At 37.6% G+C, this 26,214-nt stretch carries 28 protein-coding genes; 16 read left to right on the top strand and 12 right to left on the bottom strand.

The genetic code is table 11. The features are described from left to right. Window positions 1-85 precede the first annotated feature (85 nt). Window positions 86-781 carry a CDP-diacylglycerol--serine O-phosphatidyltransferase gene (pssA, locus tag AC04QZ_RS18715; protein ID WP_478358993.1) on the top strand — a complete coding sequence of 232 codons (696 nt, stop codon included), beginning with the start codon at window positions 86-88 and terminating at the stop codon, window positions 779-781. A 166-nt stretch (window positions 782-947) separates the two neighbouring features. On the opposite strand, the gene AC04QZ_RS18710 is transcribed toward pssA, so the two are convergent. After that, the gene (locus AC04QZ_RS18710; RefSeq protein WP_478358992.1) at window positions 948-1,316 is read right to left on the bottom strand and encodes an Hpt domain-containing protein; all 369 of its coding nucleotides are present in this window, start codon (window positions 1,314-1,316) and stop codon (window positions 948-950) included. Between the two features lie 19 nt (window positions 1,317-1,335). Continuing rightward, a complete protein-coding gene (gene folK, locus AC04QZ_RS18705; protein WP_478358991.1) occupies window positions 1,336-1,842 on the bottom strand; it encodes a 2-amino-4-hydroxy-6-hydroxymethyldihydropteridine diphosphokinase in 507 nt (168 codons plus the stop codon). A 40-nt stretch (window positions 1,843-1,882) separates the two neighbouring features. On the opposite strand from folK, the gene sppA reads away from it, so the two are divergent. Continuing rightward, on the top strand, window positions 1,883-3,649 hold the full coding sequence (gene sppA, locus AC04QZ_RS18700; protein ID WP_086545417.1) for a signal peptide peptidase SppA: 1,767 nt from the start codon (window positions 1,883-1,885) through the stop codon (window positions 3,647-3,649). Window positions 3,650-3,859: 210 nt separating this feature from the next. Here sppA and AC04QZ_RS18695 read toward each other — a convergent pair whose 3' ends face one another. Then, entirely contained in the window at window positions 3,860-4,489 is a 630-nt protein-coding gene (locus AC04QZ_RS18695) for a hypothetical protein (RefSeq protein WP_478358990.1), read from the bottom strand. An 89-nt stretch (window positions 4,490-4,578) separates the two neighbouring features. Here AC04QZ_RS18695 and AC04QZ_RS18690 point away from each other — a divergent pair, with 89 nt between their 5' ends. From AC04QZ_RS18690 to murA, 6 genes are all read left to right on the top strand, one after another. Further along, on the top strand, window positions 4,579-6,255 hold the full coding sequence (locus AC04QZ_RS18690) for a helix-hairpin-helix domain-containing protein (RefSeq protein WP_478358989.1): 1,677 nt from the start codon (window positions 4,579-4,581) through the stop codon (window positions 6,253-6,255). 235 nt (window positions 6,256-6,490) lie between these two features. Next, window positions 6,491-7,093 carry a DUF4254 domain-containing protein gene (locus tag AC04QZ_RS18685; RefSeq protein ID WP_478358988.1) on the top strand — a complete coding sequence of 201 codons (603 nt, stop codon included), beginning with the start codon at window positions 6,491-6,493 and terminating at the stop codon, window positions 7,091-7,093. Between the two features lie 109 nt (window positions 7,094-7,202). After that, complete coding sequence (locus AC04QZ_RS18680) at window positions 7,203-8,234, top strand: glycosyltransferase family 9 protein (protein ID WP_478358987.1); 1,032 nt, start codon at window positions 7,203-7,205, stop codon at window positions 8,232-8,234. Continuing rightward, on the top strand, window positions 8,227-8,724 hold the full coding sequence (locus tag AC04QZ_RS18675) for a SixA phosphatase family protein (protein ID WP_478358986.1): 498 nt from the start codon (window positions 8,227-8,229) through the stop codon (window positions 8,722-8,724). The genes AC04QZ_RS18680 and AC04QZ_RS18675 overlap by 8 nt, the downstream gene beginning before the upstream one ends. Before the next feature lie 580 nt (window positions 8,725-9,304). Then, window positions 9,305-9,994 (top strand): DUF4290 domain-containing protein, encoded by a 690-nt coding sequence (locus tag AC04QZ_RS18670; protein ID WP_478358985.1) that lies wholly within the window; start codon window positions 9,305-9,307, stop codon window positions 9,992-9,994. A gap of 93 nt (window positions 9,995-10,087) precedes the next feature. Next, complete coding sequence (murA, locus tag AC04QZ_RS18665) at window positions 10,088-11,413, top strand: UDP-N-acetylglucosamine 1-carboxyvinyltransferase (RefSeq protein ID WP_086549262.1); 1,326 nt, start codon at window positions 10,088-10,090, stop codon at window positions 11,411-11,413. Window positions 11,414-11,759: 346 nt separating this feature from the next. Here the strand turns inward: murA and AC04QZ_RS18660 are convergent, their stop codons facing one another. From AC04QZ_RS18660 to AC04QZ_RS18630, 7 genes are all read right to left on the bottom strand, one after another. Continuing rightward, window positions 11,760-13,121, bottom strand: a complete 1,362-nt coding sequence (locus tag AC04QZ_RS18660) for a pyridoxal-phosphate dependent enzyme (RefSeq protein ID WP_478358984.1) — start codon at window positions 13,119-13,121, stop codon at window positions 11,760-11,762. A gap of 157 nt (window positions 13,122-13,278) precedes the next feature. Further along, window positions 13,279-14,373 (bottom strand): DNA-processing protein DprA, encoded by a 1,095-nt coding sequence (gene dprA, locus AC04QZ_RS18655; protein WP_478358983.1) that lies wholly within the window; start codon window positions 14,371-14,373, stop codon window positions 13,279-13,281. A gap of 51 nt (window positions 14,374-14,424) precedes the next feature. Beyond that, window positions 14,425-14,691 (bottom strand): hypothetical protein, encoded by a 267-nt coding sequence (locus AC04QZ_RS18650; RefSeq protein WP_478358982.1) that lies wholly within the window; start codon window positions 14,689-14,691, stop codon window positions 14,425-14,427. A gap of 149 nt (window positions 14,692-14,840) precedes the next feature. Continuing rightward, entirely contained in the window at window positions 14,841-16,331 is a 1,491-nt protein-coding gene (locus tag AC04QZ_RS18645) for a S41 family peptidase (RefSeq protein ID WP_478358981.1), read from the bottom strand. Between the two features lie 2 nt (window positions 16,332-16,333). After that, window positions 16,334-16,942 (bottom strand): HAD family hydrolase, encoded by a 609-nt coding sequence (locus AC04QZ_RS18640; RefSeq protein ID WP_478358980.1) that lies wholly within the window; start codon window positions 16,940-16,942, stop codon window positions 16,334-16,336. 1 nt (window position 16,943) lies between these two features. Beyond that, window positions 16,944-17,423: a hypothetical protein gene (locus tag AC04QZ_RS18635; protein WP_478358979.1), complete on the bottom strand. Its 480-nt coding sequence runs from the start codon at window positions 17,421-17,423 to the stop codon at window positions 16,944-16,946. A gap of 71 nt (window positions 17,424-17,494) precedes the next feature. Next, on the bottom strand, window positions 17,495-18,145 hold the full coding sequence (locus AC04QZ_RS18630) for an ABC transporter ATP-binding protein (protein ID WP_478358978.1): 651 nt from the start codon (window positions 18,143-18,145) through the stop codon (window positions 17,495-17,497). Between the two features lie 222 nt (window positions 18,146-18,367). Here AC04QZ_RS18630 and AC04QZ_RS18625 point away from each other — a divergent pair, with 222 nt between their 5' ends. From AC04QZ_RS18625 to sucC, 7 genes are all read left to right on the top strand, one after another. Next, window positions 18,368-19,003, top strand: coding sequence for a hypothetical protein (locus AC04QZ_RS18625; RefSeq protein ID WP_478358977.1), 636 nt, complete (start codon window positions 18,368-18,370; stop codon window positions 19,001-19,003). Between the two features lie 2 nt (window positions 19,004-19,005). Then, the gene (locus AC04QZ_RS18620) at window positions 19,006-19,302 is read left to right on the top strand and encodes a winged helix-turn-helix domain-containing protein (RefSeq protein WP_086545402.1); all 297 of its coding nucleotides are present in this window, start codon (window positions 19,006-19,008) and stop codon (window positions 19,300-19,302) included. 49 nt (window positions 19,303-19,351) lie between these two features. Next, window positions 19,352-19,663, top strand: coding sequence for a hypothetical protein (locus AC04QZ_RS18615; RefSeq protein ID WP_478358976.1), 312 nt, complete (start codon window positions 19,352-19,354; stop codon window positions 19,661-19,663). A gap of 12 nt (window positions 19,664-19,675) precedes the next feature. Beyond that, on the top strand, window positions 19,676-21,244 hold the full coding sequence (locus AC04QZ_RS18610; protein WP_478358975.1) for a DUF4153 domain-containing protein: 1,569 nt from the start codon (window positions 19,676-19,678) through the stop codon (window positions 21,242-21,244). 11 nt (window positions 21,245-21,255) lie between these two features. Further along, a complete protein-coding gene (locus AC04QZ_RS18605; protein ID WP_478358974.1) occupies window positions 21,256-21,675 on the top strand; it encodes a hypothetical protein in 420 nt (139 codons plus the stop codon). A 98-nt stretch (window positions 21,676-21,773) separates the two neighbouring features. Beyond that, window positions 21,774-22,082: a hypothetical protein gene (locus AC04QZ_RS18600; RefSeq protein ID WP_478358973.1), complete on the top strand. Its 309-nt coding sequence runs from the start codon at window positions 21,774-21,776 to the stop codon at window positions 22,080-22,082. Window positions 22,083-22,517: 435 nt separating this feature from the next. Beyond that, on the top strand, window positions 22,518-23,717 hold the full coding sequence (gene sucC / locus AC04QZ_RS18595) for an ADP-forming succinate--CoA ligase subunit beta (protein ID WP_086545396.1): 1,200 nt from the start codon (window positions 22,518-22,520) through the stop codon (window positions 23,715-23,717). Between the two features lie 347 nt (window positions 23,718-24,064). Here sucC and AC04QZ_RS18590 read toward each other — a convergent pair whose 3' ends face one another. Together AC04QZ_RS18590 and AC04QZ_RS18585 are read right to left on the bottom strand one after the other, a co-directional pair. Beyond that, entirely contained in the window at window positions 24,065-24,271 is a 207-nt protein-coding gene (locus tag AC04QZ_RS18590; protein ID WP_108200565.1) for a helix-turn-helix domain-containing protein, read from the bottom strand. 5 nt (window positions 24,272-24,276) lie between these two features. Continuing rightward, window positions 24,277-24,834: a hypothetical protein gene (locus tag AC04QZ_RS18585; RefSeq protein ID WP_478358972.1), complete on the bottom strand. Its 558-nt coding sequence runs from the start codon at window positions 24,832-24,834 to the stop codon at window positions 24,277-24,279. Window positions 24,835-25,290: 456 nt separating this feature from the next. On the opposite strand from AC04QZ_RS18585, the gene AC04QZ_RS18580 reads away from it, so the two are divergent. Further along, the gene (locus AC04QZ_RS18580; protein ID WP_010601359.1) at window positions 25,291-26,151 is read left to right on the top strand and encodes a sigma-70 family RNA polymerase sigma factor; all 861 of its coding nucleotides are present in this window, start codon (window positions 25,291-25,293) and stop codon (window positions 26,149-26,151) included. The last annotated feature ends 63 nt before the right edge of the window (window positions 26,152-26,214 follow it).

The following is a 26,214-nucleotide window of genomic DNA, read 5'->3' as shown; positions in this document are numbered from 1 at the left end:
AAGCTTAAAGGTAAAAGGTGTAAGGCTTAAGGTTTCCTAATTGGAGGCCTAAACCTTACACCCTAAACCTTAAACCTTAGACCCCATGCTAAAAAAACATATCCCTAATGCGATTACCTGTGCAAACCTTTTTTCTGGTTGTATCGGAATCGTTTTTGCATTTAAAGGCAATCTGGAAACCGCAGCGTACTTCGTTATTCTTTCGGGAATTTTCGATTTTTTTGATGGTATGGTTGCCCGTTTATTAAATGTAAAATCGGCAATCGGAAAAGATCTTGATTCTTTGGCAGATATGACAAGTTTTGGGTTCTTACCTGGGGTAATCATGTTTCACTTATTGAAGGCAAGCGATTATTCATCTGAGTACCTTCCCTATCTCGGTTTTATCATTACTGTTTTTTCTGCGCTTAGGTTGGCCAAATTTAACAACGATGCCAGGCAGACAGAAGATTTTATCGGTTTAAATACCCCGATGAATACTTTGTTTATCTGTTCATTACCTTTTATTGCCACCGATTATCCGCAGGTTATTGCTTCCAGTATTTTGCTGATTGCCATTACGGCAATTACAAGTTTCTTACTGGTGAGCGAAATAAAAATATTCTCTTTAAAATTCAGCGATTTAAGCTGGGCGAAAAATAAAATCAAATTTATCTTCCTCATCCTGTCGGCTATATTAATTGCTGTTCTGAAATTTGCAGCAATACCTTTTGTTTTGGTATTGTATATTGCTTTATCAATATTGCATTTTAGAGGTTCTACGGCTAATCATAAAGTATAACTAAATTTTTTCCGAAGATTTAAGAAGATCAAAATCGCAGATTAACCCATTTTAGGTAATCCTTTAAAATCCGCGTTCCTTTTCTGCGGAATCTGCAGGAAACAAAAAACAGGTAATGATCAGTACTTTTCTTCGCCTCAACAAAGGCAATTTGACATCATTCTAATTACTGCTTGGAAGTAAGCTTGTTTTTCTCCAGCTCAAGTTGCTGACAGATAATCACACAAACCAATTTTAGCCTTTCCACATCGGCCTGGATGGTGTCAAGCGCAATTTTATTCCTCGCATGATCTTCAATTTCTTGAACGAATTCCTTTACGTCATTTCTGCCTATATAACTGAATGTTGGTTTAATTTTGTGTGCAGAATTAGCTACTTTGCTCCAGTTCTCTTTCAACAATGCATCAGCCATTTCTGCTAAATAGACCGGCGTTTGTAAAATAAAAGCCTCAAAAAAATCAATTAAAAATGTCTTGTCATTACCAACCATTTGGATCAGGTAAGAAAAGTCAAGAGGGCGTTGGTCGGTTAACATAAGATCAAAGTTAGATGCGCTAAAGCTTTTTAACCTCAAGCGGGTCATCAATATTACGACAGATCGACAAAATCGTTTCTCCCAGTACAGGATGTATCACTTCAGGTGCAATCTCAGCCAGGGGTTTCATCACAAATTTTCTGTTCTGCATATGCGGGTGAGGCACCTGAAGTTTATCGGGAATATCGATAATTTGATTTCCAAAAAGGATAAGGTCGATATCAATCAAACGTTCACCCCATTTATCTTTCCGCACCCTGCCCAATTCCTCTTCAATACTTAGTGCAAGATCTAAAACGGCTATAGCGCTTAGATTGGTTTCTACACCTACAGCCTGGTTCAAAAAAGCAGGCTGATCGGTTTTGCCCCATGCAGCCGTTTCGTAAAGAGAGGAGATGGCAATCACCTTACCGATTTTATCGTTCAATAGATCAATGGCTTTTTTCAAATTCGCCTCCCTATCGCCTAAATTTCCACCCAGTAACAAATAAGCCGTGCTGCACTCTAAAGCTTTATTAAGCATCATGTATTTTTATATCTTTACAACACAAAATTAAAACATTTAAATGAGAGAATTCTTTAAGTATTTATTTGCCTCTATGTTGGGCTTTTTCTTATCGATAGTAATTGTATTTATTATCTGCTTCGTAGTTGTTGTAGGTTTAATATCTTCTATTGATAGCGACAAAACGGTTGTTGTGTCTAATAATTCGGTACTATTTCTGAATTTAGACCAGGCCATTATGGAACGTACACCTAAAAACCCATTCGGAAACCTGCCAATTGTTGGGGGCGAAGAAAAAGATGGTATAGGCTTAAACGATTTTTTGAAAGCGGTACAAAAAGCCAAAACAGATGATAATATTAAATGTATTTACCTGAATGTAAGTAGTCCGAACGCTGGTTTTGCCACTTTGCGCGAGGTTAGAAATGCATTGATTGATTTTAAAAAATCGCATAAAAAAATTATTGCATACAGCGAAGTGTATACACAAGGTGCTTATTATTTAGCTTCAGTGGCTGATAAGGTTTATTTAAATCCCGAAGGTGCTTTAGAATTTAAAGGATTTAGCTCTGAATTAACTTTCTTTAAAGGGACTTTGGAAAAAGTTGGTGTAGAAATGCAGGTCATCCGCGTGGGGAATTACAAAAGTGCAGTAGAGCCATTTATTTTAGATAAAATGAGCGATTATAACCGCAAACAGGTTACAGCTTATGTAGGTGGTTTGTACAATACTTTCTTAAGCGATATCGCACTAAGCAGAAATATTCAAAAAGATAGTCTTTATAACATTGCCGATAATTACAAAGTGCAACAGCCACAAGATGCCGTTAACTTTAAAATGATTGATGCCTTAAAATACAAAGATCAGATTTTAGAGGAATTAAAAGGATTATCGGGAAGAACCAGAGGAGAAAATGTCCGCTCGGTTTCGATTAACGACTATGCCAAAAACAACAGCGATACAGGCGAAGGAAAAGATAGAATTGCAGTAATTTATGCCAATGGCGAAATTAATGGCGGCGAAGGTTCCGATAACCAGATTGGTTCAGAACGTATTTCCAGGGCAATTAGAAAAGCACGTTTGGATGATAACATTAAAGCGGTGGTTTTACGCGTAAACTCTCCCGGAGGTAGCGCATTGGCTTCGGATGTGATCTGGAGAGAAGTGGTATTAACCAGAAAAGAAAAACCTGTTATTGCATCGTTTGGCGATGTGGCTGCATCAGGTGGTTATTATATTGGTTGTGCCGCTGACAGTATTTTTGTACAGCCAAACACCATTACAGGTTCTATCGGTGTATTCGGTATTATCCCGAACTTCCAGAATTTAATGACCAACAAGCTGGGCATTACATTTGACGGCGTTAAAACCGGCAAATATGCCGATATTATGGCGACTAACCGCCCCATGACTGCAGGTGAAAGATTCATTATCCAAAATGAATTAAACAGGATTTACAGCGGTTTTGTGAGCCGTGTGGCCGATGGCAGAAAGAAAAGCAAAGCTTACATTGATAGTATTGGCGGTGGCCATGTGTGGATTGGAACAGATGCCGTTCAAATTGGCCTGGCTGATAGAATCGGAAGTTTTAACGATGCGATTAAAGCGGCCGCTAAAAAAGCTAAATTAAAAAATTATAAAGTTGTAGAATATCCCGATGTAATTGATCCATGGAAATCGTTAATGGATGAAGGTACCGACAGAATTAAAACCTATTATACCAAACAAGAACTTGGCGATAATTACATGCTTTATCAACAAATGAAAAAGGTAATTGCAAGCTCTGGCATTCAGGCCAGGATGCCATTTGAAGCGGTTATTAAATAATGTAAAATGGATGATGGAATGTTAGGATTGATGGTTCATAGTTAAATAGTTAATAGTCATAGGGGTCAAGCCTCATCAGCAATTAACCATGAACCATCAAACCATGATCCAGTTAACCATCATCCATCTTACCTGTTCCATCTTACATCACCCATCTTACCTCTTCCATTTTACATCTTCCATCTTCTATTTTACACCTCATATCATCCCCTAATCAATCACCTTCCACTCCGGATGCAGTGTTAAATAAGTTGCATTAACCGGAATATTTGCCCGATGAACGGTTAAAGAAATGCTTTTCCCTTTTAAAAATTCAAAGCCAATCCCATCTTTTTGGGCATCGTAAACCGTTACCGTATCTTGGTCTTCATTTAAATAGGCCGAAAGTTTTTTGATGGATGGAAATTTCAGTTTTGTATCTTCCAAAGTGCTGCCTGTTGCTAAACCATTTTGGGTTTTAAACTGATTAGAGGTAATCCTGATTTGTTTCACATCCTTTACAAGCATACTTGTATCACGATAAGAAGAATATACTGCAATTTCGTTGGGATGTTTCCCAGTCGAATCGTTGCTATACCAAATCCCCCAGGCTTTTCCCATAGCGGCATCACCCGCGCTTGGCCTGCCCAGTTTTATCCCAACCTGTTCCATATTTTCGCCAAGGGTGATTTCGCCCACTGAATGTCCGGCCACAACCAGAAACCGCTCATCAACAGGTTGCACGGCAGCTGATGTTAAATTACTTGTCGAATCTGTTTTGTTCTGATCTGCTTGATCGGCAGATTGACAGGCCACCAAACATATACTTAATCCCAGGAGGGCAAATTTTATAGATTTCATCAGTGTAAAACAACGCTTTAATAAAATTGTGTTTATAATTTTGGGCATGCGGTAAAGATTTGAGGCATTATTTCCTAATTTTACCCCTTATGGAAAACAAGACCATCGCCCGCACCTTGCGCCTCTTATCGCAGCTTATGGAACTGCATGAAGAAAACCCCTTTAAAATTAAATCTGTTGCAAATGCCTATTTTAAAGTAGATAAATTGCCTTTTGCTTTAAAGGATAAACCTTTAGCGGAACTGGATAAAATTGAGGGAATTGGCAAAGGATTGGCTTCCAAAATTATTGAGCTTCTTCAAACCGGAGAATTAAAAGAACTTAACGAAATTTTAGAGAAAACCCCTGAAGGTGTAGTAGAAATGCTGGCTATAAAAGGCATTGGACCGAAAAAGATTTTCATTATCTGGCGTACTTTAGGCATAGAAAGTATAGGCGAATTGTATTACGCCTGTAACGAAAACCGCTTAATTGAAGCTAAAGGCTTTGGTTTAAAAACCCAGGAAGAAATTAAAAATGCCATCGAATTTAAACTGGCTGCCAACGGACGGTTTTTATATGCCCAGGTTGAAGGTTTTGCCAAAACCTTATTTACTCAGCTTTCTGATTGGGCTGCAAAGATTGACAGCCATGCACTTTTAGGTTTCGCCGGTCAGTACCGCCGTGCATGTGAGATTATTGATGAATTAGAAATCGTAATCGGTACAGCACAAATCGATGCGCTTAAACAAAACTTACCCGCTTTCGCACCACTTTCACTAATCGAAGTCGAAAATGCTTTCATCTGTACTACCGAAGCAGGTTTTAGAATAAAAATCCATGTGTTAGAAAAAGCTGGTTTCTACTTAGAGTGGTTCAGGTTAACCGGAAATACGGAACATGTAGAAAAAGTGCTGAAATTAGCTGGTGAAGGGCCTTTTGCAAATGAAGAAGAAATTTATAGCAAAGCAGGTTTATCTTTTATCGAGCCTGAGCTTCGTGAAGATTTCAACGAAATTGAACTGGCGAAAGTCAATCAACTCCCGACTTTAATCCAATACGAAGACTTGAAAGGCAGTTTGCACAATCACTCTACCTGGAGCGATGGCGTACATACCTTAGAACAAATGGCTGTTTACTGCAAAGAGAACTTAAACCTTCAGTATTTAGGTATTTGCGATCACTCTAAAACTGCGGTTTATGCAAAGGGATTAAATGAGCAGCGTGTTTTCGGTCAGCACCAGGAAATTGATGAACTAAATAAAAAACTCGCTCCTTTTAAAATTTTCAAAGGTATTGAGAGCGATATTTTAAGTGATGGCTCATTGGATTATTCGGATGATATCTTAAAAACATTCGATTTTGTTGTAGCTTCTGTGCACAGCAATTTGCGTATGGACGAGGCAAAAGCCACTGCACGCTTACTAAAAGCTATTGAAAATCCATATACCACCATTTTAGGACACCCAACCGGCCGTTTATTGTTAAGCAGGGCCGGATATCCGATCGATTATAAAAAAATTATCGATGCCTGTGCAGCAAACAAAGTCGTGATCGAAATTAATGCGAATCCCTTACGTTTGGATTTAGATTGGCGCTGGCACCGTTATGCCCTAGAAAAAGGTGTATTGCTATCTGTAAATCCCGATGCTCACCGTACCGAAGGTTTCCACGATATGCACTACGGTATTTTAGTCGCCCGCAAAGGCGGTTTAAGTGCCGATAAATGTTTGAATGCTTTTACTTTGGAGGAGATAACTGCGTATTTTGAGAGTAAGAAGGGTTAGCGGTTAGCGGTTAGCGGTTAGCGGTTAGCGGTTAGCGGTTAGCGGTTAGCGGTTAGCGGAAAACAGTCTCTAAATTATCTTGTTTTAAATTTCACAAAAAGAAAACAGTATAATCTTTAAATCAGTGTAATCAACCTGCAAGGAAAAAAATCGGTTAATCATTTAATCTGTGTAATCAACCCGTAAGGAAAAATCTGTATCATCACCCATAAAAATCTTTTAATATCTTTGCCCCATGATAAGTGAAATTGCCAACCGCATATTTAATCAAGTAATTACAGACTACCACCAGTTTGATGATATTGACCACCCAGTTGAAAACCCATATGATGCCGAAAGTTTAGAGCATCTTTTTTACGTTAAAAACTGGATTGATACTGCCCAGTGGCACATGGAAGATGTAGTACGTAACCCACAGATTGATCCTGTTGAAGGTTTGAGCTGGAAAAGGCGAATAGATGCACAAAACCAGGTGCGTACTGATATGGTTGAGTTTATTGATGGTTATTTCTTAAACCTTTATCAGGGCATTTCAGCTCTTCCAGATGCAAAAATTAATACAGAAAGTCCGGCATGGGCAATAGATCGCCTTTCTATATTAGCTCTGAAAATTTACCATATGCAGGAAGAAGCTGAACGCGAAAGTGCATCAGCTGAGCACCGTGAACAATGCCAGACGAAACTAAATGTATTGTTATCGCAACGCGAGGATTTATCAAACAGTATCGATGAGCTACTGGCCGATATTGAAGCGGGTAAAAAATACATGAAAGTATATAAACAAATGAAAATGTATAACGACCCGAGTTTAAACCCGGTGTTGTATAATAAAGCATAGTACTACAAACCGTCATTGCGAGGCACGAAGCAATCCTACTACTTTCGCTATTCAAATTTAGCATTGAGATTGCTTCGTGCCTCGCAATGACGAACTACGTGAAAAATATATGGCCGTAACCCAAAAAATTATCGTTTTACGTTTTTCGGCTATGGGCGATGTGGCCATGGTAGCCTCCGTTTTACGCGAATTTTCTGAGCAGCATCCATCTGCAGAAATCATTATGGTGAGCAGAGCTGCTTTTAAGCCATTTTTTGATGGTATCCCGAACCTGATCTTCCACCCTATCCAGCCTAAAACCATTCATAAGGGAATTGACGGGCTATACAAACTCTATCAGGAGCTCCGCAGTTATAAACCAAACGCGGTAGCCGATTTACACGATAATTTGAGGAGCAGGGCAATTTCAACCTTTTTTCGCTTAACCGGAACAAAAATTAAGCGCATAGATAAAGGAAGGCCTGAGAAAAAGGCACTAACCCGTGCCCATAACAAGGTTTTTAAACCGCTCAGAAAAACCGTTGAGCGTTATGCCGATGTTTTCCGAGAATTGGGATTTAATGTTAAACTCACTCATAAAATAAATAAGTCTCCGCAGGAAATCCCAGAAAAGGCACAAAATTTATTTACCCATAAAACCACAAAAAAAATAGGCATCTCTCCTTTTGCGCAGCATGTTTATAAAGTATATGCTTTGGCAAAAATGGAAGAGGTTATTGCCTCATTAAGCGGATCAGGCCATGAGCTTTTCATATTTGGTGGTGGTAAAACAGAACAAGATGTTGCTGAAAATTGGGCTGAAAAGTATAAAAATGTCCATAGTTTAATCGGCAATTTTAGCTTAACAGAAGAGCTTGCCATCATCTCGAACTTGGATGTAATGTTAAGCATGGACTCATCTGGCATGCATATGGCATCACTTGTTGGTGTACCTGTTGTATCGATTTGGGGGCCAACACATCCTTATGCAGGCTTTTTGGGCTACGGACAATTGGAAAGCGATTGCATTCAGATTGATCATCCAGGCAGGCCAAACTCAATTTATGGAAACAAACCCTGCCTCTGCGGTGTTGAAAACTGTATAGACTTAATTAAGCCTGAAACCATTGTTAACAAAATTAAAGAGAAACTAAATGGCTAAACAACTACTGCTGGTCCGCCATGGCAAATCGGATTGGGGAAATATTGATTTAAGTGATTTCGACCGTCCGTTAAACAAACGTGGTAAAGAAAATGCACCAGAAATGGCCGAAAGACTGGTTAACAGAGGTTTCAAAATAGATTTAATCGTAAGTAGTCCGGCGAAAAGGGCTAAATCTACGGCCAAATATTTTGCAGAAGCCTACAATATTGATCAGATCCAGTTCGAAGAATCCATTTACGAAGCCAATACCACTGCTTTGCTTCAGGTGGTTAATGCCTTAGATGATGCGGCCGAAAAAGTAGTGCTGTTTGGTCACAACCCCGGTTTTACAGATTTCGCGAACGAGTTATGCGATGCCGACATTTACAATATCCCGACTGCAGGCATGGTGTTAATTTCTTTTCCTTTTGATTCGTGGCAGGTGGTGAGTAAAGGAACAGGAGAATTGATGTTTTTTGATTACCCGAAGAATAGCGATGAGGTTTAAGGCTTTTTTACCATTAAGGAATAAGATCATTTAGGCGAGTGGCCAGTTAATTATTTGCCACGGAAACACTGATTTACACGGAAATTATGGCACCTAATAGTCCTCGTTTGCAACGAGGATTAGTGAGATCCGCATTTGTAATGCGTAATGAAACCAAAAAATGGCGATAAAATCGCCTTTCTCTTTCATCCTCGTTACAAACGAGGACGATAATGACTTTAGCCCATGGGCGCTAGAAAGGCTTTTCCCGACAAGCACAACCCACAGTTAAATAAACCCGGTAGAAGCGGCAGCTCCCGATCCTTTACCGATGAATCGGCACTAAATTGGTATCGGGACTACAGCGAATAACGGGGCTGATGAAGGCCAGGAACTACTGACAAACATTTCCAAAAAAAATCGCATCAATTTAAAATATATCAAATCAGCTATGAATACCTCAAATCAAATAATTTTATTACCTTTGAATATATAACACGAAAATCTGGCAATAGACATTTCGGTGAATTCATAACCTAAACTCTTCTGGTTATTTCATAATTCGTATCGCCAGAAAATTTATCCATTAATTTATCTGAACATGAGTTTTGACTATAATACTACGCGTAGCCATTTAATTTTATCGGAATATGGCCGCAACGTACAAAATATGGTAAAGTATATCTGCGAATTACCAACCATTGAAGAACGTAATAAATATGCCCAGGCGGTTATCGACCTGATGGGGTTTTTGCAACCACATTTACGTGATGTTGCCGATTTTAAGCATAAACTTTGGGATCACCTGCACATTATTTCTGGCTATCAGATTGATGTAGATAGTCCTTACCCTAAGCCATTAATTGAAAATGCTTACATTAAACCAGAACCGTTAGCCTATCCTCAACAAAGAATTACCTACAAACACTATGGTAAGACAGTTGAGAATTTGATTGAAAAAGCCATGCGTGAAGAAAATGCCGAAATTAAAAAGGCAATGGTTCAAAGCATCGCTAATTTTATGAAAATGGCTTACGTTACCTGGAACAAAGACAATGTGAGTGATGATACCATTATTAAGGATTTAAAGTACCTTTCTGGTGGATTGTTATCGCTTGATGAAGGTGTTAACCTCGCTAAAGTAGAATTTAGGGCGCAAAATCCTCGTCAAAACAATAATAACAATAATCGCGGAAGAAGCAACAACAATAACAACAACGGAAAAAACCGTCAAAATAACAACAACAATAATAACCGTCAACGTAATAACAACAATAAACCTAAATATTAATAACCATAGGTCATTCTGAACTTGATTCAGAATCTTTAAGATAGATGCTGAAATAAATTCAGCATGACGAAAGGGTTAGCAAAAGAAAAATATATGAACGCATTTGAAATAACAGGCGGAATTAAATTAAAAGGCGAAATTACCCCCCAGGGAGCCAAGAACGAAGCTTTACAGATTTTATCAGCTGTATTGCTTACCGAAAAGAAAGTAACCATCAGTAATATCCCTGATATTAAAGATGTTAACAAACTGATTGAATTACTTGGTGATTTAGGTGTTACCGTTGAGCGCATTAATAAAGACACCTATACTTTTGAAGCTAAGAATATTGATTTAAATTTCTTTGAATCTGATACTTTTAAATCGAAAGGTGGTGGTTTACGTGGTTCGATTATGATTGTTGGGCCATTGTTGGCGCGTTTTGGTAAAGCGGCAATCCCGAAACCGGGCGGTGATAAAATTGGCCGCAGAAGGTTAGACACCCACTTTATCGGTTTCGAAAAATTAGGCGCAAAATTCGTTTACGATAGCAAAAAAGCTTTCTTTAATGTGGATGCGACCAATTTACGGGGTGCTTACATTTTGTTAGATGAAGCTTCGGTAACCGGAACGGCAAATATTGTAATGGCGGCTGTTTTAGCAAAAGGCACCACTACCATATACAATGCAGCCTGCGAACCCTATTTACAGCAACTTTGCAAAATGCTTAACCGCATGGGTGCTAAAATATCGGGCATTGGCTCTAACTTGTTAACCATTGAAGGTGTTAGCGTTTTAGGCGGAACCGAGCACAGAATGTTGCCGGATATGATCGAAATTGGCTCTTTTATTGGTATGGCTGCCATGACAGAATCGGAAATTACCATTAAAGACGTTTGTTATGATGAACTGGGTGTAATACCAGAGGTTTTCAGAAAACTGGGCATTAAATTAGAACGCCGCGGCGATGATATTTATGTTCCTTCTCAAAAACATTACGAAATCGATACTTTTATCGATGGTTCTATTTTAACCATTGCCGATTCTCCTTGGCCAGGTTTTACGCCTGATTTATTGAGTATTGTTTTGGTTGTGGCTACACAGGCAAAAGGAAACGTTTTAATCCACCAAAAAATGTTCGAAAGCCGTTTATTCTTCGTGGATAAATTGATTGATATGGGTGCTCAGATTATTCTTTGCGATCCGCACCGTGCAACGGTTAATGGTATCGATAAAAAATATAAACTTCGTGGGATCAGCATGACTTCTCCCGACATCAGGGCCGGGGTTTCATTGTTAATCGCGGCTTTATCTGCAGAAGGCAAATCGACCATCTACAACATCGAACAGATTGAACGTGGCTATCAGGATATCGACACCCGTTTACGTGCCTTAGGCGCGCAGATTAAGCGTGTAAATGCTGATGCACCGAGTCATTAGTAAGGTTAATGGTTAGCAGGTTGAGGGTTTAAGGTAAAACCCAAAGCGAAAATAGCATAAAGAAAAACGCCCGAGTAAAAATTTTACCCGGGCGTTTTTTATTTGGTCACTTTCAAGGGAAATCGTCATGCTGAATTTATTTCAGCACCTATCTCGTCTTAAGCCCCTGAAATAAATTCAGGGTGACGACTAGGAGGTGCCCTCTGGATCAGCATTTTCCATGCTAAAAAGATCCTGAAACAAGTTCAGGAGGACGATCGGAGGAAGTATACCATCATCCATCTTACATTTCCCATCTCACATCTTACATTTCCCATCTTACATCCTACATTTCCCATCTTACATCCTACCCTGATATCGCGTTTATAATATCATATTGTGTAATAATTTCGATCTTACCTGTTTCATCTTCTACCAATACAGCAGAATTTTCTTTATTAATTAGAGAAGAAATTTTATCAATTGAGGTATTCAAATCAACAAACGGGAAAGTAGCGGTCATAATTTCTGAAATGGGTGCCGATTTTAACCCAGGATTTTCAAGCAGTGCGCTTAAAATATCGCTTTCAGCAATTTTACCAACAATCATGCCTTGCTGTGTTACCGGAATTTGAGAAATATTCATCGATTTGATAGTATTGATCGCTTCGAGCACCGATTTTTGTGCATCAAGGGTTACAATTTCTGTACTTTCTTTTTTAGACAAAATAGATTTAGCGGTTAATTTTTCGTCTTGTAAAAATCCACGCTCACGCAACCAGTCTTCATTGTACATTTTGCCCATGTAACGGCTGCCGTGGTCGTGAAAAATAACCACAACCACATCTTCGGGCTTCAGTTGATCTTTGAGCTGGATTAATCCACCAATAGCAGCACCGGCAGAGTTACCTACGAAAATACCTTCTTTACGCGCAATATCTCGCGTCATTAAAGCAGCATCTTTATCCGTAACCTTTTCAAACAGATCGATTACATCAAAATTTACGTTTGCCGGAAGAAAATCTTCGCCAATACCCTCTGTGATGTATGGATAAATTTCATCCTTATCAAATATGCCCGTCTCTTTATATTTTTTGAAAACAGAACCGTAGGTATCGATCCCCCAGACTTTAATATTTGGATTCTTTTCTTTCAGATATTTCCCGGTTCCGGAAATGGTTCCACCTGTACCCACACCAACCACCAGGTGTGTAATTTTACCTTCTGTTTGCGCCCATATCTCAGGACCAGTTTGCTCATAATGTGCCTGTGAGTTGGCTAAGTTATCGTACTGATTGGGTTTCCATGAATTTGGAACCTCGCGTTCTAAACGCGACGAAACAGAGTAATACGAACGGGGATCTTCGGGTTCTACGTTTGTAGGACAAACGATTACTTCAGCACCAAAGGCACGTAAAGCATCAACCTTTTCTTTCGATTGTTTATCGGTAGTGGTAAAAATACATTTATAACCTTTAATAATGGCTGCCATAGCCAGGCCCATACCTGTATTTCCGGATGTTCCTTCTATAATGGTTCCGCCTGGTTTTAGTTTACCACTTTTCTCAGCATCTTCAATCATTTTAACGGCCATACGGTCTTTAATTGAATTGCCCGGATTAGTAGTCTCTATTTTCGCCAGAATTGTTCCCGGAACTCCTTTTGTTATCGTATTTAATTTCACCAATGGCGTATTGCCAATAGTTTCTAAAATATTATTGTACCACATCTTGCAAAATTAAGCAAAGGCATTAAGTATTTTACAAACTATATTTTATTTGAAACATAATTTTGAAAATTAAAATTAAGAAGAATTTAATTTCATAATCTATAATTATGATAGGCATTATAGATTGATTATTGGGCAAAATGCAATTTCAATTTTCTTACAGGAGTTTATATATCTTTCCTGGCAGCGATACAATAATGCCCTGCATCTCTAAGGTAAGGATTACGATGGCCAGTTTACTTTGCTGAATATTCAATTGAGCACATAGTTCATCTATAGAAAGCTGACCATTTTGTAAGGCATCAACAACCCGCTGTTCGTTAGGCGTAAGATTTAACTGCAGCCTGGTTTGCTGGATAGGGTGCTTGCCTTTCACTTCATCATCCCAACCTAAATAATAAATCAGGTCATTGGCATTATTTATTAATCCGGCCCTATTGGTCTTAATCAGGAAATTACAACCTTCTGAAAAAACATCATTTGTTCTACCCGGAAAAGCATATACATCTTTATTATAGGAATTTGCGATTTCTGCGGTTATTAAAGCGCCTCCCTTTATTGATGCTTCAACTACAACGGTAGCATCTGCAATACCTGCAATAATCCGGTTTCTTTGTGGAAAATTCGGCCGGTCGGGATTGGTTAGAATGGGAAATTCGGTGAGCAGGCCTCCATTTGAAACCATTTTCTGCGCTACCGTTTTATGAATTTTTGGATACATTCGATCCAAACCATGACCAAGCACACCAACAGTAGGAATATTATTTGCCAGGCATTCTTTATGGGCGGTTACATCGATGCCATAAGCCAGGCCACTAACGATTAAAACATTGTATGGTGCTAAAACTTCGCACAATTCCTTACAGAGATTTTTCCCATAACTTGTTGCATTACGGGTTCCAACAATGCTGATGATACGTTGCTGGTTAAAATCAGCGGTACCTTTGGCATAAAGCAGTATGGGCGAGTCGATGCAATTCTTTAATCTTTTAGGATATTTCTCATCAGCGAAAAACAATACTTCTATCCCGTGTTTTTCAATAAAATCCAATTCTTGCCTGGCCCTTACCAAAGCATCGCTGCCACGGATGGCTTCAATTGTTTTCTCTCCAATACCTGGAATCTGCAAAAGCTGCTTTTTACTCGCAGAAAATACATTTTCGGCACTTCCACAGTAGGCAAGAAGGTTTTTGGCCGTTACCGGACCAATCGTTTTAATAAAAGTTAAGGCAATTTTATGGAGCATGCTCATGATCTGATAAGGTTAAATAAATGCGGGATGATTTATTTCCTTAAAGCAAGCTTAAAAATCGATGTCGATTAAACTTTTTAATGGAATATGAATATTGTTTTTTAGTTGTATATATTTCTCTGTTACGGCCCAAACTGTAGTATCAACGCGTTTTGGACCAATGGTGGTATTGAAAGTAATGACGGCTTTTGATTTAAATTCATTACCTAACCTTTGCGCTTCATCAAGTTTGGTTTTTAATTCAGTAGAATGATCCTCTCTTGCATTGATGATGTTTAAATAACTGATATGTTCCTTTTCTACAATTTCTATTGGCATGGTGTCTCTTTAACGATTAATGTTAAACAAGCTTATCAATTTTTTATAAAAAAAGCAACTCTTATTTATTCGATTTGTGTAATAATTATAAAAAAACTGGCCAGATTTGAACTACAAATCTGGCCAATTCGGTGCATTTTTATCGCTAATTATTTAAATCTCAACTTTCTAGTTTCAACCATTCCTTTAAATTCGTGGTCCATTTTGCCAGAGAGATCTTCCACCTGAGTTTTAGATAGTGGTGAAGTACTGCTTATGGTATTATCTTTAAGGAAAGAAGAAAAACCTCCATTGGCGGAATAATATAAAGCCTGAGCCAATAGTTTTTCTGTTGGATCGCCAAAATCTTTAGTTACATCATCAAAAATATCCTTATCAACTGCCATTCCATCAAAGTAACCACCTTGATTTAATTGATTTTTGGTTTCAAACTGAGGAATGTATAAATCGTTTTTATCGATACGGATGGAGAAAAAACCAACTGGTTTGCCATAAGTTTTCTTGCCAATCAGTTTAACATCGATTACAGGTTTTAAGTTATTGATCAACAATTCGCTTGCCGATGCTGTACTATTGGTTACAATAAAGTAAACCCTGGTTAAGCCATTCAACGATCCGCGTTTAGCAAAAACTTCCTGGTTTCCAGCTGCAACGGTAGGTTTATATGAATAATCAAAATAAGAATACATCCGTGTTACGCCATCGTTACCTTTAGCATAAAACTTCTGATTTTGAAGAATAGTGGCTTGATTATCCTGCATGGTCTGCGTCCAGTAAGTAGTATACATTACTCTACCGTTTTGAGCTGTTGGTGCAATTAAATTAGTAAAGGCTTCTGATGTAGCTACCGAACCACCTCCATTATAACGCAAGTCGACAACAAGTTCAGTAATCCCATCTGTTGAAAACTGCGTAAAGGCGGCATCCAGAAAATCAGTTGAATTAGTGGTAAAACTGTTAAATACAATATAACCTACTTTTTTCGGTCCTACGGTATACGTTTTGGTAAAAAGTACAGGGTTGATATTATAATTTGCTTTGGTTATGGTTACATCCTGACTAGTTCCATCTGGCTTTAAAACCGTCATTGCAACCGTTGGACTTGAACCAAAAATAGCGTTCACTACGTAATCAATCCTTGCATCACTGGTATTGATATCTGTGCTACCATTAATTTTTGTAATCTGATAACCTCTTTTTAAGCCTTGAACACCAGCAGGAGATGTTGCATATACATATTTAATTCTTAAATCATTCGTACTGGCAAAGAACACAGAGAAACCAAAATCACCAGCTACGCCGCCTAATTCGCCAGCTACGGTTCCATCATCAATAAACGAATATTTATCTTTCCCACCCGTACTCGGCAATGCTTTTAAAGCAGCTAAAACTGAGTTGTTTGAGCTATATTGTCTTGGATTAAAGGCCGAATAGCTTGGCATCCCTACATTCCAATAATAAGTTTGCTGTGCATACAGGTAAATCGAATCTTTCGTTAGCTCTGCCCGGGTTCCTGGAATGCCTTGCGGTGCACCATCTACATCAGGATTATTATTTGATTTTTTACATGATGCTGTAAACCCAACCACAATAATCAAAGCACACAAAAATGTATTTTGCGAAATAAATTTTCTAAGCATATCTATTTGTAAATTTCTAGTGACTCAATATACGGCAAATTAATTAATTTAGATTGTTGCTCATCAAATTTATTTGCACCAACAACTAACGCCTGGTTTGGCGATAAATTGTTGCTGTTTAATATGTTCTGAAAAATTTCTGCTTTAGTTAAACCCAGTTCATCAACAAAATACACGGTAAGATATTGTTCCAGCCCATTCCACTCGGTTTGCTTAATTTTATTAAGTTGTTGCTCCTGGTTGCCGGCCGTTACAATGAATATCTGTTTGCGATCTACCACAAGTTCCTGCATAAACTCCAGCATATTTTGATAGAGCAAAAGCTTTAAAGGTAAACGGGCATTCTGATGCAGAAGATCGAAATTATGCTTGTACTTTGTATCAATGGCAAACTGGTTTGCTGTTTTCTCAAAAAGTTTTTCGACACCATTATTTTCATATGCTGCACGCATAAATTCAATGATAGGTTGTGCACTTTTTTGCTCGGTGTATTCTATAAACTGTGCAAACAGATAATAAACCTGCAGCAAATAATCTTTCTCGGGAAATAGCACATCATCCAATTCAAAAATTACAATCTGCTTATCTTTAACGTATTGATTTGCATCCATATTAAATTGTAAAAAGTTTTAAATCATCAGCGTCGTTATAACCAAATACGCCATTTAATTCAGGAGATACATTTGCATGTATAACATGTTCATCGGTTGAAAAAATCCGATCACCATGAATAAACACCGCAAAATTTTGATAAGCAACCTTTTCTTCAGTTATATAATCAGCAATTACATCTGCATTGGGCAACAGCACCTGGATGCCGTACTCACCAAAAAGCACAGCAGATTTAGCCAGTGGCTCAAGCTCATAATCGTGTAGCGGAATAATACAATCTATGGCTTCGGTGATGCAGAAATTTAACAGAATATGGGCGATACTATCTTTATTTAGCAGGCCTAGTGATGAAAAGGCATAATTTTCGGTTACTATTCCCGGCACATCGCCATAATCGGCAAGTAAAACAAAATGACTGGGAAATGCCTTCATCAGCTTTAAAGCTTTGGCATTGTTCCCTCCTGTTATCAGTATTTTCAAGGTATAATGATTGAATGAATAAATTAGTGATGGATAAAATGAGTGAGCGAATAAAGAATTAGCGCATAATCTTATACGATTAAACCATCTTTCATACTTACCACACGGTCGCTGGTTTTTGCAAGGTGTTCATTGTGTGTAACAATTACAAACGTTTGATGGAAATTATCGCGCAAACTTACAAACAACTGATGTAATCCGGCTGCATTTTCAGAGTCTAAATTCCCTGAAGGTTCATCAGCCAATATAATAGAGGGATTATTGATCAGCGCTCTTGCAATGGCCACACGCTGCTGCTCTCCGCCAGAAAGCTGATTGGGTTTATGCTGAGCTCTATCTTTAAGCCCAAACAAATCTAACAGTTCAAATGCCCTGGTTTCGGCCTGTTTTTTATTGGTTTTGGCAATAAATGCCGGAATGCAAATATTTTCAATGGCGCTAAATTCTGGCAGTAAATGATGAAACTGAAACACAAATCCGATGTTCTGATTTCGGAAAGTACTCAACAAATCGCCATTCAATTTATTGATAACCGTACCTTTTAATTCTACAGATCCATCATCAGGTTTATCTAATGTCCCTAAAATATGTAATAAAGTACTTTTACCTGCACCAGATGGCCCAATAATACTTACAATCTCCCCTTTTTGTACTTCAAAATTTACGCCTTTTAAAATTTGCAGATTCCCGTACGATTTTCTTATTCCAGTGGCTTTTAGCATGCTCCAAATTTAATAAAATGGTTGGTTAGTTCAATAGTTAGCGATAGTTCAACAGGTAATCATCCATTGGAAATTCATGATTGGCATATATTTCTTGAACACTCAAGGCTATGGACCATCTCACCATGAGCCATCTGGCCATTAACATCAACCAATAAAAAACAAAAAAGATTTGCATTTATCAATTTTCTATTTAACTTTGAAAAACAAAGCACTTTTAAAATGAGCACTCAGGAAGAACAATTAAATGCCTTAAAAGATATCAGACAAATGATGGACAGGTCATCAAGATTTATTTCTTTGAGCGGTTTATCTGGTGTTTTTGCGGGTGTTATTGCACTAATCGGGGCTTATTTTGCCAATGATGAAATTAACAAATTCATCAACAAACGGGGTTACGGTTACGGTGTTGATGGAGAAATGGACCTGGAATTTAACCTGATCAAACTCGGTATTTTTGTTTTGGTGATTGCTTTGGCTGGCGGAATTTTGTTTACCTATAGAAAAAGTCAGAAAAACAATCTTCCCATCTGGGACAAAACCTCTAAATCACTTTTAATTAACTTATTTGTTCCATTGGTTGCAGGAGGTTTATTTATTATTGCTTTATTGGTTAACCATCCGAACACCTATGCTATTATTGCACCAAGCTGCTTAATTTTTTATGGTTTAGCGCTTATTAATGCCAGTAAATATACATACAGCGACATTCGCTACCTGGGGCTTTGCGAGGTAACACTGGGATTGATTTGCATGTTTTACGTGGGTTATGGCTTAATATTCTGGGCTTTTGGCTTTGGTATACTGCACATTGTTTATGGTCTTTTAATGTATTTTAAATATGAGAGAGGTCAGTAAGAATGAAAAACCCGATAGCAGATTTAAATAAAATATTCGATAGCCGGATCAGGTTAGGTGTAATGTCTATCCTGGTGGTAAACGATGAAATTGGCTTTAACGACCTGAAACAAATGCTCGAGTTAACTGATGGCAATTTGGCTTCGCATTTAAATACATTGGAGCAGGCCGAATTTATTAAAGTACATAAGGGCTTTATTGGTAGAAAAACCAGTACCACCTACGCGATTACCGCTTTGGGTAAACAAGCCTTTAAAGCACATTTAGATGCACTTGAAAAAATGATCAGGAAACTATAAACATTTTTTTTTAACTATTTACTTTGAATTTCAAAGCACTTTTAAAAACATGAAAACGGAAGAAATATTAGTACCTCAAATGAATTATTTAGGCAAAAGGCTGGCTTACTATTCTGCACTTATCGGCACATTAATGTTAATAATAAACTTAATATCAGACTCTTTTTTTCTCATGATCATAGGAGCTGTTTTTACGCTTGGTGCAGCAATTGTAAATTTCTTTGTGTTAGCAATAATTCTAATTGAGCTCATTTGTGACCAAACTTCCTGGAGAAACACCGTCGCTACCATCATCTGCATGCTATTAAATATTCCTTTAGTGATTATCTACCTACTCATTATCAGTTACTTCAATTCTTAAACCTTAAACAAAATGAAAAATAAATCCAACCTCTTAACACTCTCCGTCTTGCTGGGTGGCCTCTTGTTCACTTTTCTCTTTTGGCAGGAAAGATTAGCGCTCAATTTGCTTATTTATAGCATTTATTTACTAGCCATCACTTTTATTAATCCCGATGTAGTTAAAAGCAATAAACTAAAAATTTATGGTTTAGCACATCTTTTGGCAGCGGTACTGGTTGTGGTTAACAACTCCGATTTAGCTGTTGCCACCTATTACATCAGTTTACTATTATTCATCGGTTTTAGCCATAACCAACAGATCAGAACCATTTTTACTGCTTTTCTTGCCAGTATTTTACAATTGATTACGGTACCTTTTAATGCAATACGGCATTTAAGTAAAGTAAGCATAGGCAATTTTAACCTTAAACCTGTTTTTAAATTAATCAAGTATATTTTTATCCCGGTTATTGCCGTAATCTTTTTTGCCTGTTTGTATTCGGCTGCCAATAATGTTTTTGCACACTATGCCGAAAGTGTTTTAACGAGCATCGGACAGTTTTTTGAAGATATCCTTCATTTCTTTTTCAAAGATTTAAGCATCGGACGCATCGTACATTTCTGTTTCGGATTAGTTTTAACAGGTGGTTTATTGCTGGCATTTTTTGATAAAAGTTTGGAAAAAGCAGAACTGAAATGCAAAGAACAATTGGTGAGGATCAGGAAGACAATAGGTCAAAAAACGATTTGGTACAATATTGTAGAAACATTTAGCGGGAACCTCTTAACCCGAAAAATGGCCTTAAAAACCGAATATATTGTGGGCATAATTTCGTTTGTTGCACTTAACCTTTTGTTGTTGTTATTAAATGCCATCGATATTACCACGCTTTGGTTTGGCTATAAACCTTCAGGAAATTTCTCCGGCGAATTACACCAGGGCACTAATACATTAATCTTTAGTATTGTAATGGCCATGGCCATAATCCTTTACTTTTTCAGGGGAAATTTAAATTTTTACCACAAAAGCCAAACGTTAAGGGTGCTTGCCTTTACCTGGATGGCTCAAAACTTTATATTGATTATATCGGTATTGATCCGCGACAGTTATTATATCGAATTCCATGGCTTAACGCACAAGAGAATCGGTGTATTGGTATTTGCCATCCTTTGCATCATCGGTTTGGCAACGGTTTATTTTAAAGTAGCAAAACAGAAAACGATATTCTATCTTTTCAAGGTGAACGGAAATATCTGGTTCGCCTTGCTCCTAACTTTTAGCACCATTAACTGGGATGTTTTTATTGTAAAGTATAATCTGGCACACAGCACATCTATTGCGTTAGATGCAGATTACCTGCTTTCTTTATCCGAAAAAACGCTTCCCACATTAGATAAAAGCCGGAATAAGCTGGTAATGCCTCCTTCATTCATCCCAGAAGAAGAAACGGTTGTCAGTTCAGATAAAAACAATGATCAAATCTTAACTCGCCTCGATAAAAGAATTGGCTATTTTAAATCGCGTTATGAGGAATCGGGCTGGTTATCGTGGAATTTACAAGATTGGAATACCGCAGCATATTTTGGATTAAACAAATAAAAATCAAAATCATGAAAGCAAAAGCATTTCTTATCTTTTTGGTAGTTGGCCTGTTCTGCTGGAATTATTGCCATCAATTGAGGTCTAACCGAACATTAACGCATGCTATAATAGATCAGATTATTTCGCAACAAAGTATTGATTTCTCGAAGATTGAAAATTTAGATGCAGATTATATCCTCATTGCTGCGCCTTATACTCAACTAAATACACTTCAATGTAAGTTAAAAATAGATTTAAGCAATATCCGAAACAACGGGATAAACCAGCTTGATCATTTCAACTTAGTTGTTTTTATCAAAAATGGCCAATCTGTTTGGATATCGGAATTAAACCGCAAATATGGCGATTTCAGGGAGACACAAATGCTTATTCCGATTGCTAAAGCAAAATTTAAGAAAGTGAAAGCTGTTTTGCAAATCGTTTTATAATTAACCGCTCAACCCTTAGCTCCCTGGTGCAAACCGCATCAGGGAAACTAAAAAATTATTTAATTATCCATTAAAAACTTATATTAAAATATAAAATCATGAAAAATCAGGAAACATTAAATTCAGGAAAACTAAGAATTACCATCATCTTAAGTGTAATTGCATCAATTTTAGCCATTCCATTGGTAGCCATGCAATTTACAAACGAGGTACAGTGGGACACAAGGGATTTTGTAGTAATGGGTACACTATTGCTAAGTACAGGTTTAGCCATAGAACTTGTGCTCAGAAATTTAAAAACCGGTGTTTTAAGAACGGTAATACTTGTAGCGATTTTACTGGCATTATTCCTCATCTGGGCAGAACTGGCCGTTGGTATCTTCGGAACACCATTTGCAGGAAGCTAACGGACACTATTAACCCTTATGTTCCCGCAGATTTAAAATGATTAGCGCAGCGGAAATATTTTTATGCATTTGGCAAAAACTCACTTTGTTTTTAAGCCTGATTGCAGCGGTAAGCCCGGAGCATAGTGAGGACTTATAGCGGAAAGCAGGGCCGCCAGCCGCCACGAAGCACCGGGCCTTCGCTTTCAAATAAAAAATCGCTGCGCCTATCTGAGAAATCAGCAGGACACTATAAACAAGCGTCCATTACAGGCACTAATTTCGGGTTTAACATAAAACGTTCATTTTATGAAAAAATCGGCAATTGCTATTTGTTTAAAGGGTTTGAAATTGTAGCTTTGGGCAAATTTTGTAGCAAATGAACCCGATACGATTAAAATATTATTTTAATTGTAATAGGCTCCATCTGACAGATAAAGACAAAAATATAAACAGATGAATATTCACGAATACCAGGGTAAACAAATATTAAAAAGTTTCGGTGTTAACGTTCAAGAAGGAATAGTTGCCGATACTCCTGAGCAAGCTGTTGAGGCTGCTAAGCAACTGAAAATAGATTACAATTCTGACTGGGTTGTAATTAAAGCGCAAATCCACGCAGGTGGTCGCGGTAAAGGTGGTGGTGTTAAATTAGCCAAAAACCTGGAAGAAGTTAAACAACGTGCAACCGATATTATTGGTATGCAATTGGTTACTCCTCAAACCGGCCCTGAAGGTAAATTGGTGAATAAAATTTTGGTCGCTCAGGATGTTTATTATCCAGGTGCTTCTGAAACCAAAGAATTCTACATCTCTGTATTGTTAGACCGTGCAAAAGGCCGTAACATTATTATGTACAGTACAGAAGGTGGTATGGATATCGAAGAAGTGGCAGAACACACGCCACACTTAATTTTCAAAGAAGAAATCGATCCTAAAGTTGGTTTACAAGGTTTCCAGGCACGTAAAATTGCTTTCAACTTAGGTGTAAGCGGTAATGCCTTTAAAGAAATGGTTAAATTTGTAAGCGCTTTATACAAAGCTTACGAAGCAACCGATTCTTCAATGTTCGAAATTAACCCGGTATTAAAAACATCTGATGATAAAGTAATTGCAGTTGATGCTAAAGTGAATCTGGATGAGAACGGTTTATTCCGTCACCCTGATTATGCAGCAATGCGCGATGTTACGGAAGAAGATCCGATGGAAGTTGAAGCAAGTGCTTCTAACCTAAACTTCGTTAACCTTGATGGTAACGTAGGTTGTATGGTTAACGGTGCTGGTTTAGCAATGGCGACCATGGATATTATTAAACTGGCTGGTGGTGAACCTGCTAACTTTTTAGACGTTGGTGGAACTGCTAATGCACAAACGGTTAAAGCGGCTTTCAACATCATTTTGAAAGATCCTAACGTTAAAGCAATTTTGATCAATATTTTTGGTGGTATCGTACGTTGCGACCGTGTTGCGCAAGGTGTAATCGATGCTTATAAAGAAATCGGTAACATTCCGGTGCCAATTATCTGCCGTTTACAAGGTACAAATGCTGAAGAAGCTAAAAAATTAATTGATGAGTCTGGCCTTCAGGTTTACTCAGCAATTGCTTTAAAAGAAGCTGCAGATTTAGTAACTAAAGTATTGGCTGAACAAGCATAGGCTTAAGCTTAAAGTCGAAAGACCCAAACTTAAAGCAATAACATATTCTAAAACCTTTCAGTGCAAACTGGAAGGTTTTTTTATTCCCCTCTTTAGAGGGGTCTCCGCAGGACGCGGTGTTTCTTTAAACTATTATTTACTCTATACATAAATATCCTAAGATGATCTAAGATGATCTAAGGTGTCTTAGGTGGTCAGAATATTTAGAAAATGAGGGGTTCTATTCGTTTCGGTTACGAAAGCCCTGCTCTCAAACAATCTTTTTGTGACTGTCAGTCTGAGTGGCGTCGAAGCCGTGCAACAAAAAGTATTTCCATTCCATCAGGGTTTATTGAACCAACCAGAAGTTAATCTGCACGGAATTCTAAAATATCACCAGGCTGACAATCTAAAGCCTTACAAATCGCCTCTAAAGTTTCCAAACGAACAGCCTTTGCTTTACCTGTTTTAAGTATCGATAAATTAGACATCGTAATCCCTACCCGCTCGCTTAATTCGGTTAACGACATTTTACGCCTGGCCAACATCACATCTAAATTTACAATTATGGGCATAAGGCTTATATCGTTAAATCGTTTTCTTGTTGAATTTCAATCCCCCTGTTTACCACCTGTACAATGATAAAAAGCACAACAGCCATAAAAAACCACACATCAGCACCATCCATATTTAATGTTTGGAGGTTAGCCCCCTCAACGCCATTTTCCGCTAACCAGATGGTAAATTTATAGCCCAAATGGGCAAAAAAACCTATTCCTAGCGCTAAAAAAACCTGTATCAATATAAAATGCTTCAATTCTACACTAAAAGGCTGAGAAATACTGAGTTTTTTATCGATAAACAATTTCACAATTAAATAGAACATGATGGCTTTCAGCACGGCAACGATAATCATCACGAGTGTGATGACCAGAAAATATCCCTGATCAAATTTGTAAACATTTGACAAATAATCTGCTCCATCCCAAAAGTTGCGTACGCCCTGTGGGTTTATAAACGCGGTAATAATCGTATTAACGAGTACCCCACCTGCTTCGACACACAGGCCGATAAAGATGATCCAGGAAAGCACCTGTAATACTTTCAAAATCTGATTGGTTGTTATTTTAATTTCCATAATTACATAGTTGTTTAAAATGTAATGCCTGAGATTTATTTTTACTGTTTAATAATAGAAGTAATTTCTTGTTTTAATTTCCATACAGACTACCTGACAAAAATTACATGATCAAAAACACACTGCAATAAGTGCCTTTTTTGAATTGGCTTTAAATCGTTGAAAAATTAAGAAACGTCATATTTATTTAATTATTTACAGCACAAACATAAATAATAAATTATTAAAATTCAAAATATATTTATTGATTTACAATAAATAATAACCGAAAAACAATTATAACAGTCATTTAATCACAAATAAGGTCAGAATTTTATTTGGAATGATTTTTGCTATAAGTAAAACTGTAAAAAACTTGTGCAAACAGCAACATTTTCAGCATTTTATCCTTTCGGATTGCTATACTATTTCGTAACTTTGCACACTCAATAATTAAAGAGCACACAATTCGTATAAATGAGACAACTCAAGATAACGCAATCCATTACCAACCGTGAAAGTCAGTCATTAGATAAATACCTACACGAAATTGGCAAAGTAGATTTAATAACAGCAGAAGAGGAAGTAATTTTAGCAAGGAAGATTCGTGAGGGCGATCAGGCTGCATTAGAGCGATTGACTAAAACCAACTTGCGTTTCGTTGTATCTGTTGCAAAACAATATCAAAATCAGGGTTTAACTTTAGGCGATTTAATCAATGAAGGTAACTTAGGTTTAATTAAAGCGGCCAAACGTTTTGATGAAACTAAAGGTTTCAAATTCATTTCTTATGCCGTTTGGTGGATTCGTCAATCTATTTTGCAGGCAATTGCCGAGCAAAGCCGTATTGTACGTTTACCTTTAAACCAGGTAGGTTCGTTAAGCAAAATCAGTAAAGCTTTCTCTAAATTAGAGCAAGAATACGAACGTGAGCCTTCTCCGGAAGAACTGGCCGATATTTTAGAAACGACAGTGGATAAAATTTCGGACACATTAAGTAATTCTGGCCGTCACGTATCAATGGATGCGCCTTTTGTTCAAGGTGAAGAAAATACATTATTAGATGTATTGGAAAACCACGAACCCAATACTGATAGCTCATTGATTAATGAATCTTTATCAGAAGAAATTAAACGTTCTTTATCTACTTTAACGGAAAGAGAAAGAGAAATTATCGTTTTATTTTTCGGCTTAGGTTCTAACCACCCGCTTTCTTTAGAGGAAATTGGCGAGAAGTTTAATTTAACACGTGAACGTGTTCGTCAGATTAAGGATAAAGCCTTACAACGTTTACGTCATACTTCAAGAAGTAAAATCTTAAAATCTTATTTAGGATAAGATTTAATGCATACAAACAGGAAAAGATCGGCAAATGCCGGTCTTTTTTTTTGTTTATACTAT

Source organism: Pedobacter folensis (assembly GCF_056490665.1).
Note: the sequence above shows the minus strand (reverse complement) of the source record. Positions and strands in the feature narration are given on the sequence as shown.

Coding starts and splice junctions, on each gene's coding strand:
- pssA (WP_478358993.1), top strand. CDS start 86: ATGCTAAAAAAACATATCCCTAATGCGATTACCTGTGCAAACCTTTTT.
- AC04QZ_RS18710 (WP_478358992.1), bottom strand. CDS start 1,316: ATGTTAACCGACCAACGCCCTCTTGACTTTTCTTACCTGATCCAAATG.
- folK (WP_478358991.1), bottom strand. CDS start 1,842: ATGATGCTTAATAAAGCTTTAGAGTGCAGCACGGCTTATTTGTTACTG.
- sppA (WP_086545417.1), top strand. CDS start 1,883: ATGAGAGAATTCTTTAAGTATTTATTTGCCTCTATGTTGGGCTTTTTC.
- AC04QZ_RS18695 (WP_478358990.1), bottom strand. CDS start 4,489: ATGAAATCTATAAAATTTGCCCTCCTGGGATTAAGTATATGTTTGGTG.
- AC04QZ_RS18690 (WP_478358989.1), top strand. CDS start 4,579: ATGGAAAACAAGACCATCGCCCGCACCTTGCGCCTCTTATCGCAGCTT.
- AC04QZ_RS18685 (WP_478358988.1), top strand. CDS start 6,491: ATGATAAGTGAAATTGCCAACCGCATATTTAATCAAGTAATTACAGAC.
- AC04QZ_RS18680 (WP_478358987.1), top strand. CDS start 7,203: ATGGCCGTAACCCAAAAAATTATCGTTTTACGTTTTTCGGCTATGGGC.
- AC04QZ_RS18675 (WP_478358986.1), top strand. CDS start 8,227: ATGGCTAAACAACTACTGCTGGTCCGCCATGGCAAATCGGATTGGGGA.
- AC04QZ_RS18670 (WP_478358985.1), top strand. CDS start 9,305: ATGAGTTTTGACTATAATACTACGCGTAGCCATTTAATTTTATCGGAA.
- murA (WP_086549262.1), top strand. CDS start 10,088: ATGAACGCATTTGAAATAACAGGCGGAATTAAATTAAAAGGCGAAATT.
- AC04QZ_RS18660 (WP_478358984.1), bottom strand. CDS start 13,121: ATGTGGTACAATAATATTTTAGAAACTATTGGCAATACGCCATTGGTG.
- dprA (WP_478358983.1), bottom strand. CDS start 14,373: ATGAGCATGCTCCATAAAATTGCCTTAACTTTTATTAAAACGATTGGT.
- AC04QZ_RS18650 (WP_478358982.1), bottom strand. CDS start 14,691: ATGCCAATAGAAATTGTAGAAAAGGAACATATCAGTTATTTAAACATC.
- AC04QZ_RS18645 (WP_478358981.1), bottom strand. CDS start 16,331: ATGCTTAGAAAATTTATTTCGCAAAATACATTTTTGTGTGCTTTGATT.
- AC04QZ_RS18640 (WP_478358980.1), bottom strand. CDS start 16,942: ATGGATGCAAATCAATACGTTAAAGATAAGCAGATTGTAATTTTTGAA.
- AC04QZ_RS18630 (WP_478358978.1), bottom strand. CDS start 18,145: ATGCTAAAAGCCACTGGAATAAGAAAATCGTACGGGAATCTGCAAATT.
- AC04QZ_RS18625 (WP_478358977.1), top strand. CDS start 18,368: ATGAGCACTCAGGAAGAACAATTAAATGCCTTAAAAGATATCAGACAA.
- AC04QZ_RS18620 (WP_086545402.1), top strand. CDS start 19,006: ATGAAAAACCCGATAGCAGATTTAAATAAAATATTCGATAGCCGGATC.
- AC04QZ_RS18615 (WP_478358976.1), top strand. CDS start 19,352: ATGAAAACGGAAGAAATATTAGTACCTCAAATGAATTATTTAGGCAAA.
- AC04QZ_RS18610 (WP_478358975.1), top strand. CDS start 19,676: ATGAAAAATAAATCCAACCTCTTAACACTCTCCGTCTTGCTGGGTGGC.
- AC04QZ_RS18605 (WP_478358974.1), top strand. CDS start 21,256: ATGAAAGCAAAAGCATTTCTTATCTTTTTGGTAGTTGGCCTGTTCTGC.
- AC04QZ_RS18600 (WP_478358973.1), top strand. CDS start 21,774: ATGAAAAATCAGGAAACATTAAATTCAGGAAAACTAAGAATTACCATC.
- sucC (WP_086545396.1), top strand. CDS start 22,518: ATGAATATTCACGAATACCAGGGTAAACAAATATTAAAAAGTTTCGGT.
- AC04QZ_RS18590 (WP_108200565.1), bottom strand. CDS start 24,271: ATGCCCATAATTGTAAATTTAGATGTGATGTTGGCCAGGCGTAAAATG.
- AC04QZ_RS18585 (WP_478358972.1), bottom strand. CDS start 24,834: ATGGAAATTAAAATAACAACCAATCAGATTTTGAAAGTATTACAGGTG.
- AC04QZ_RS18580 (WP_010601359.1), top strand. CDS start 25,291: ATGAGACAACTCAAGATAACGCAATCCATTACCAACCGTGAAAGTCAG.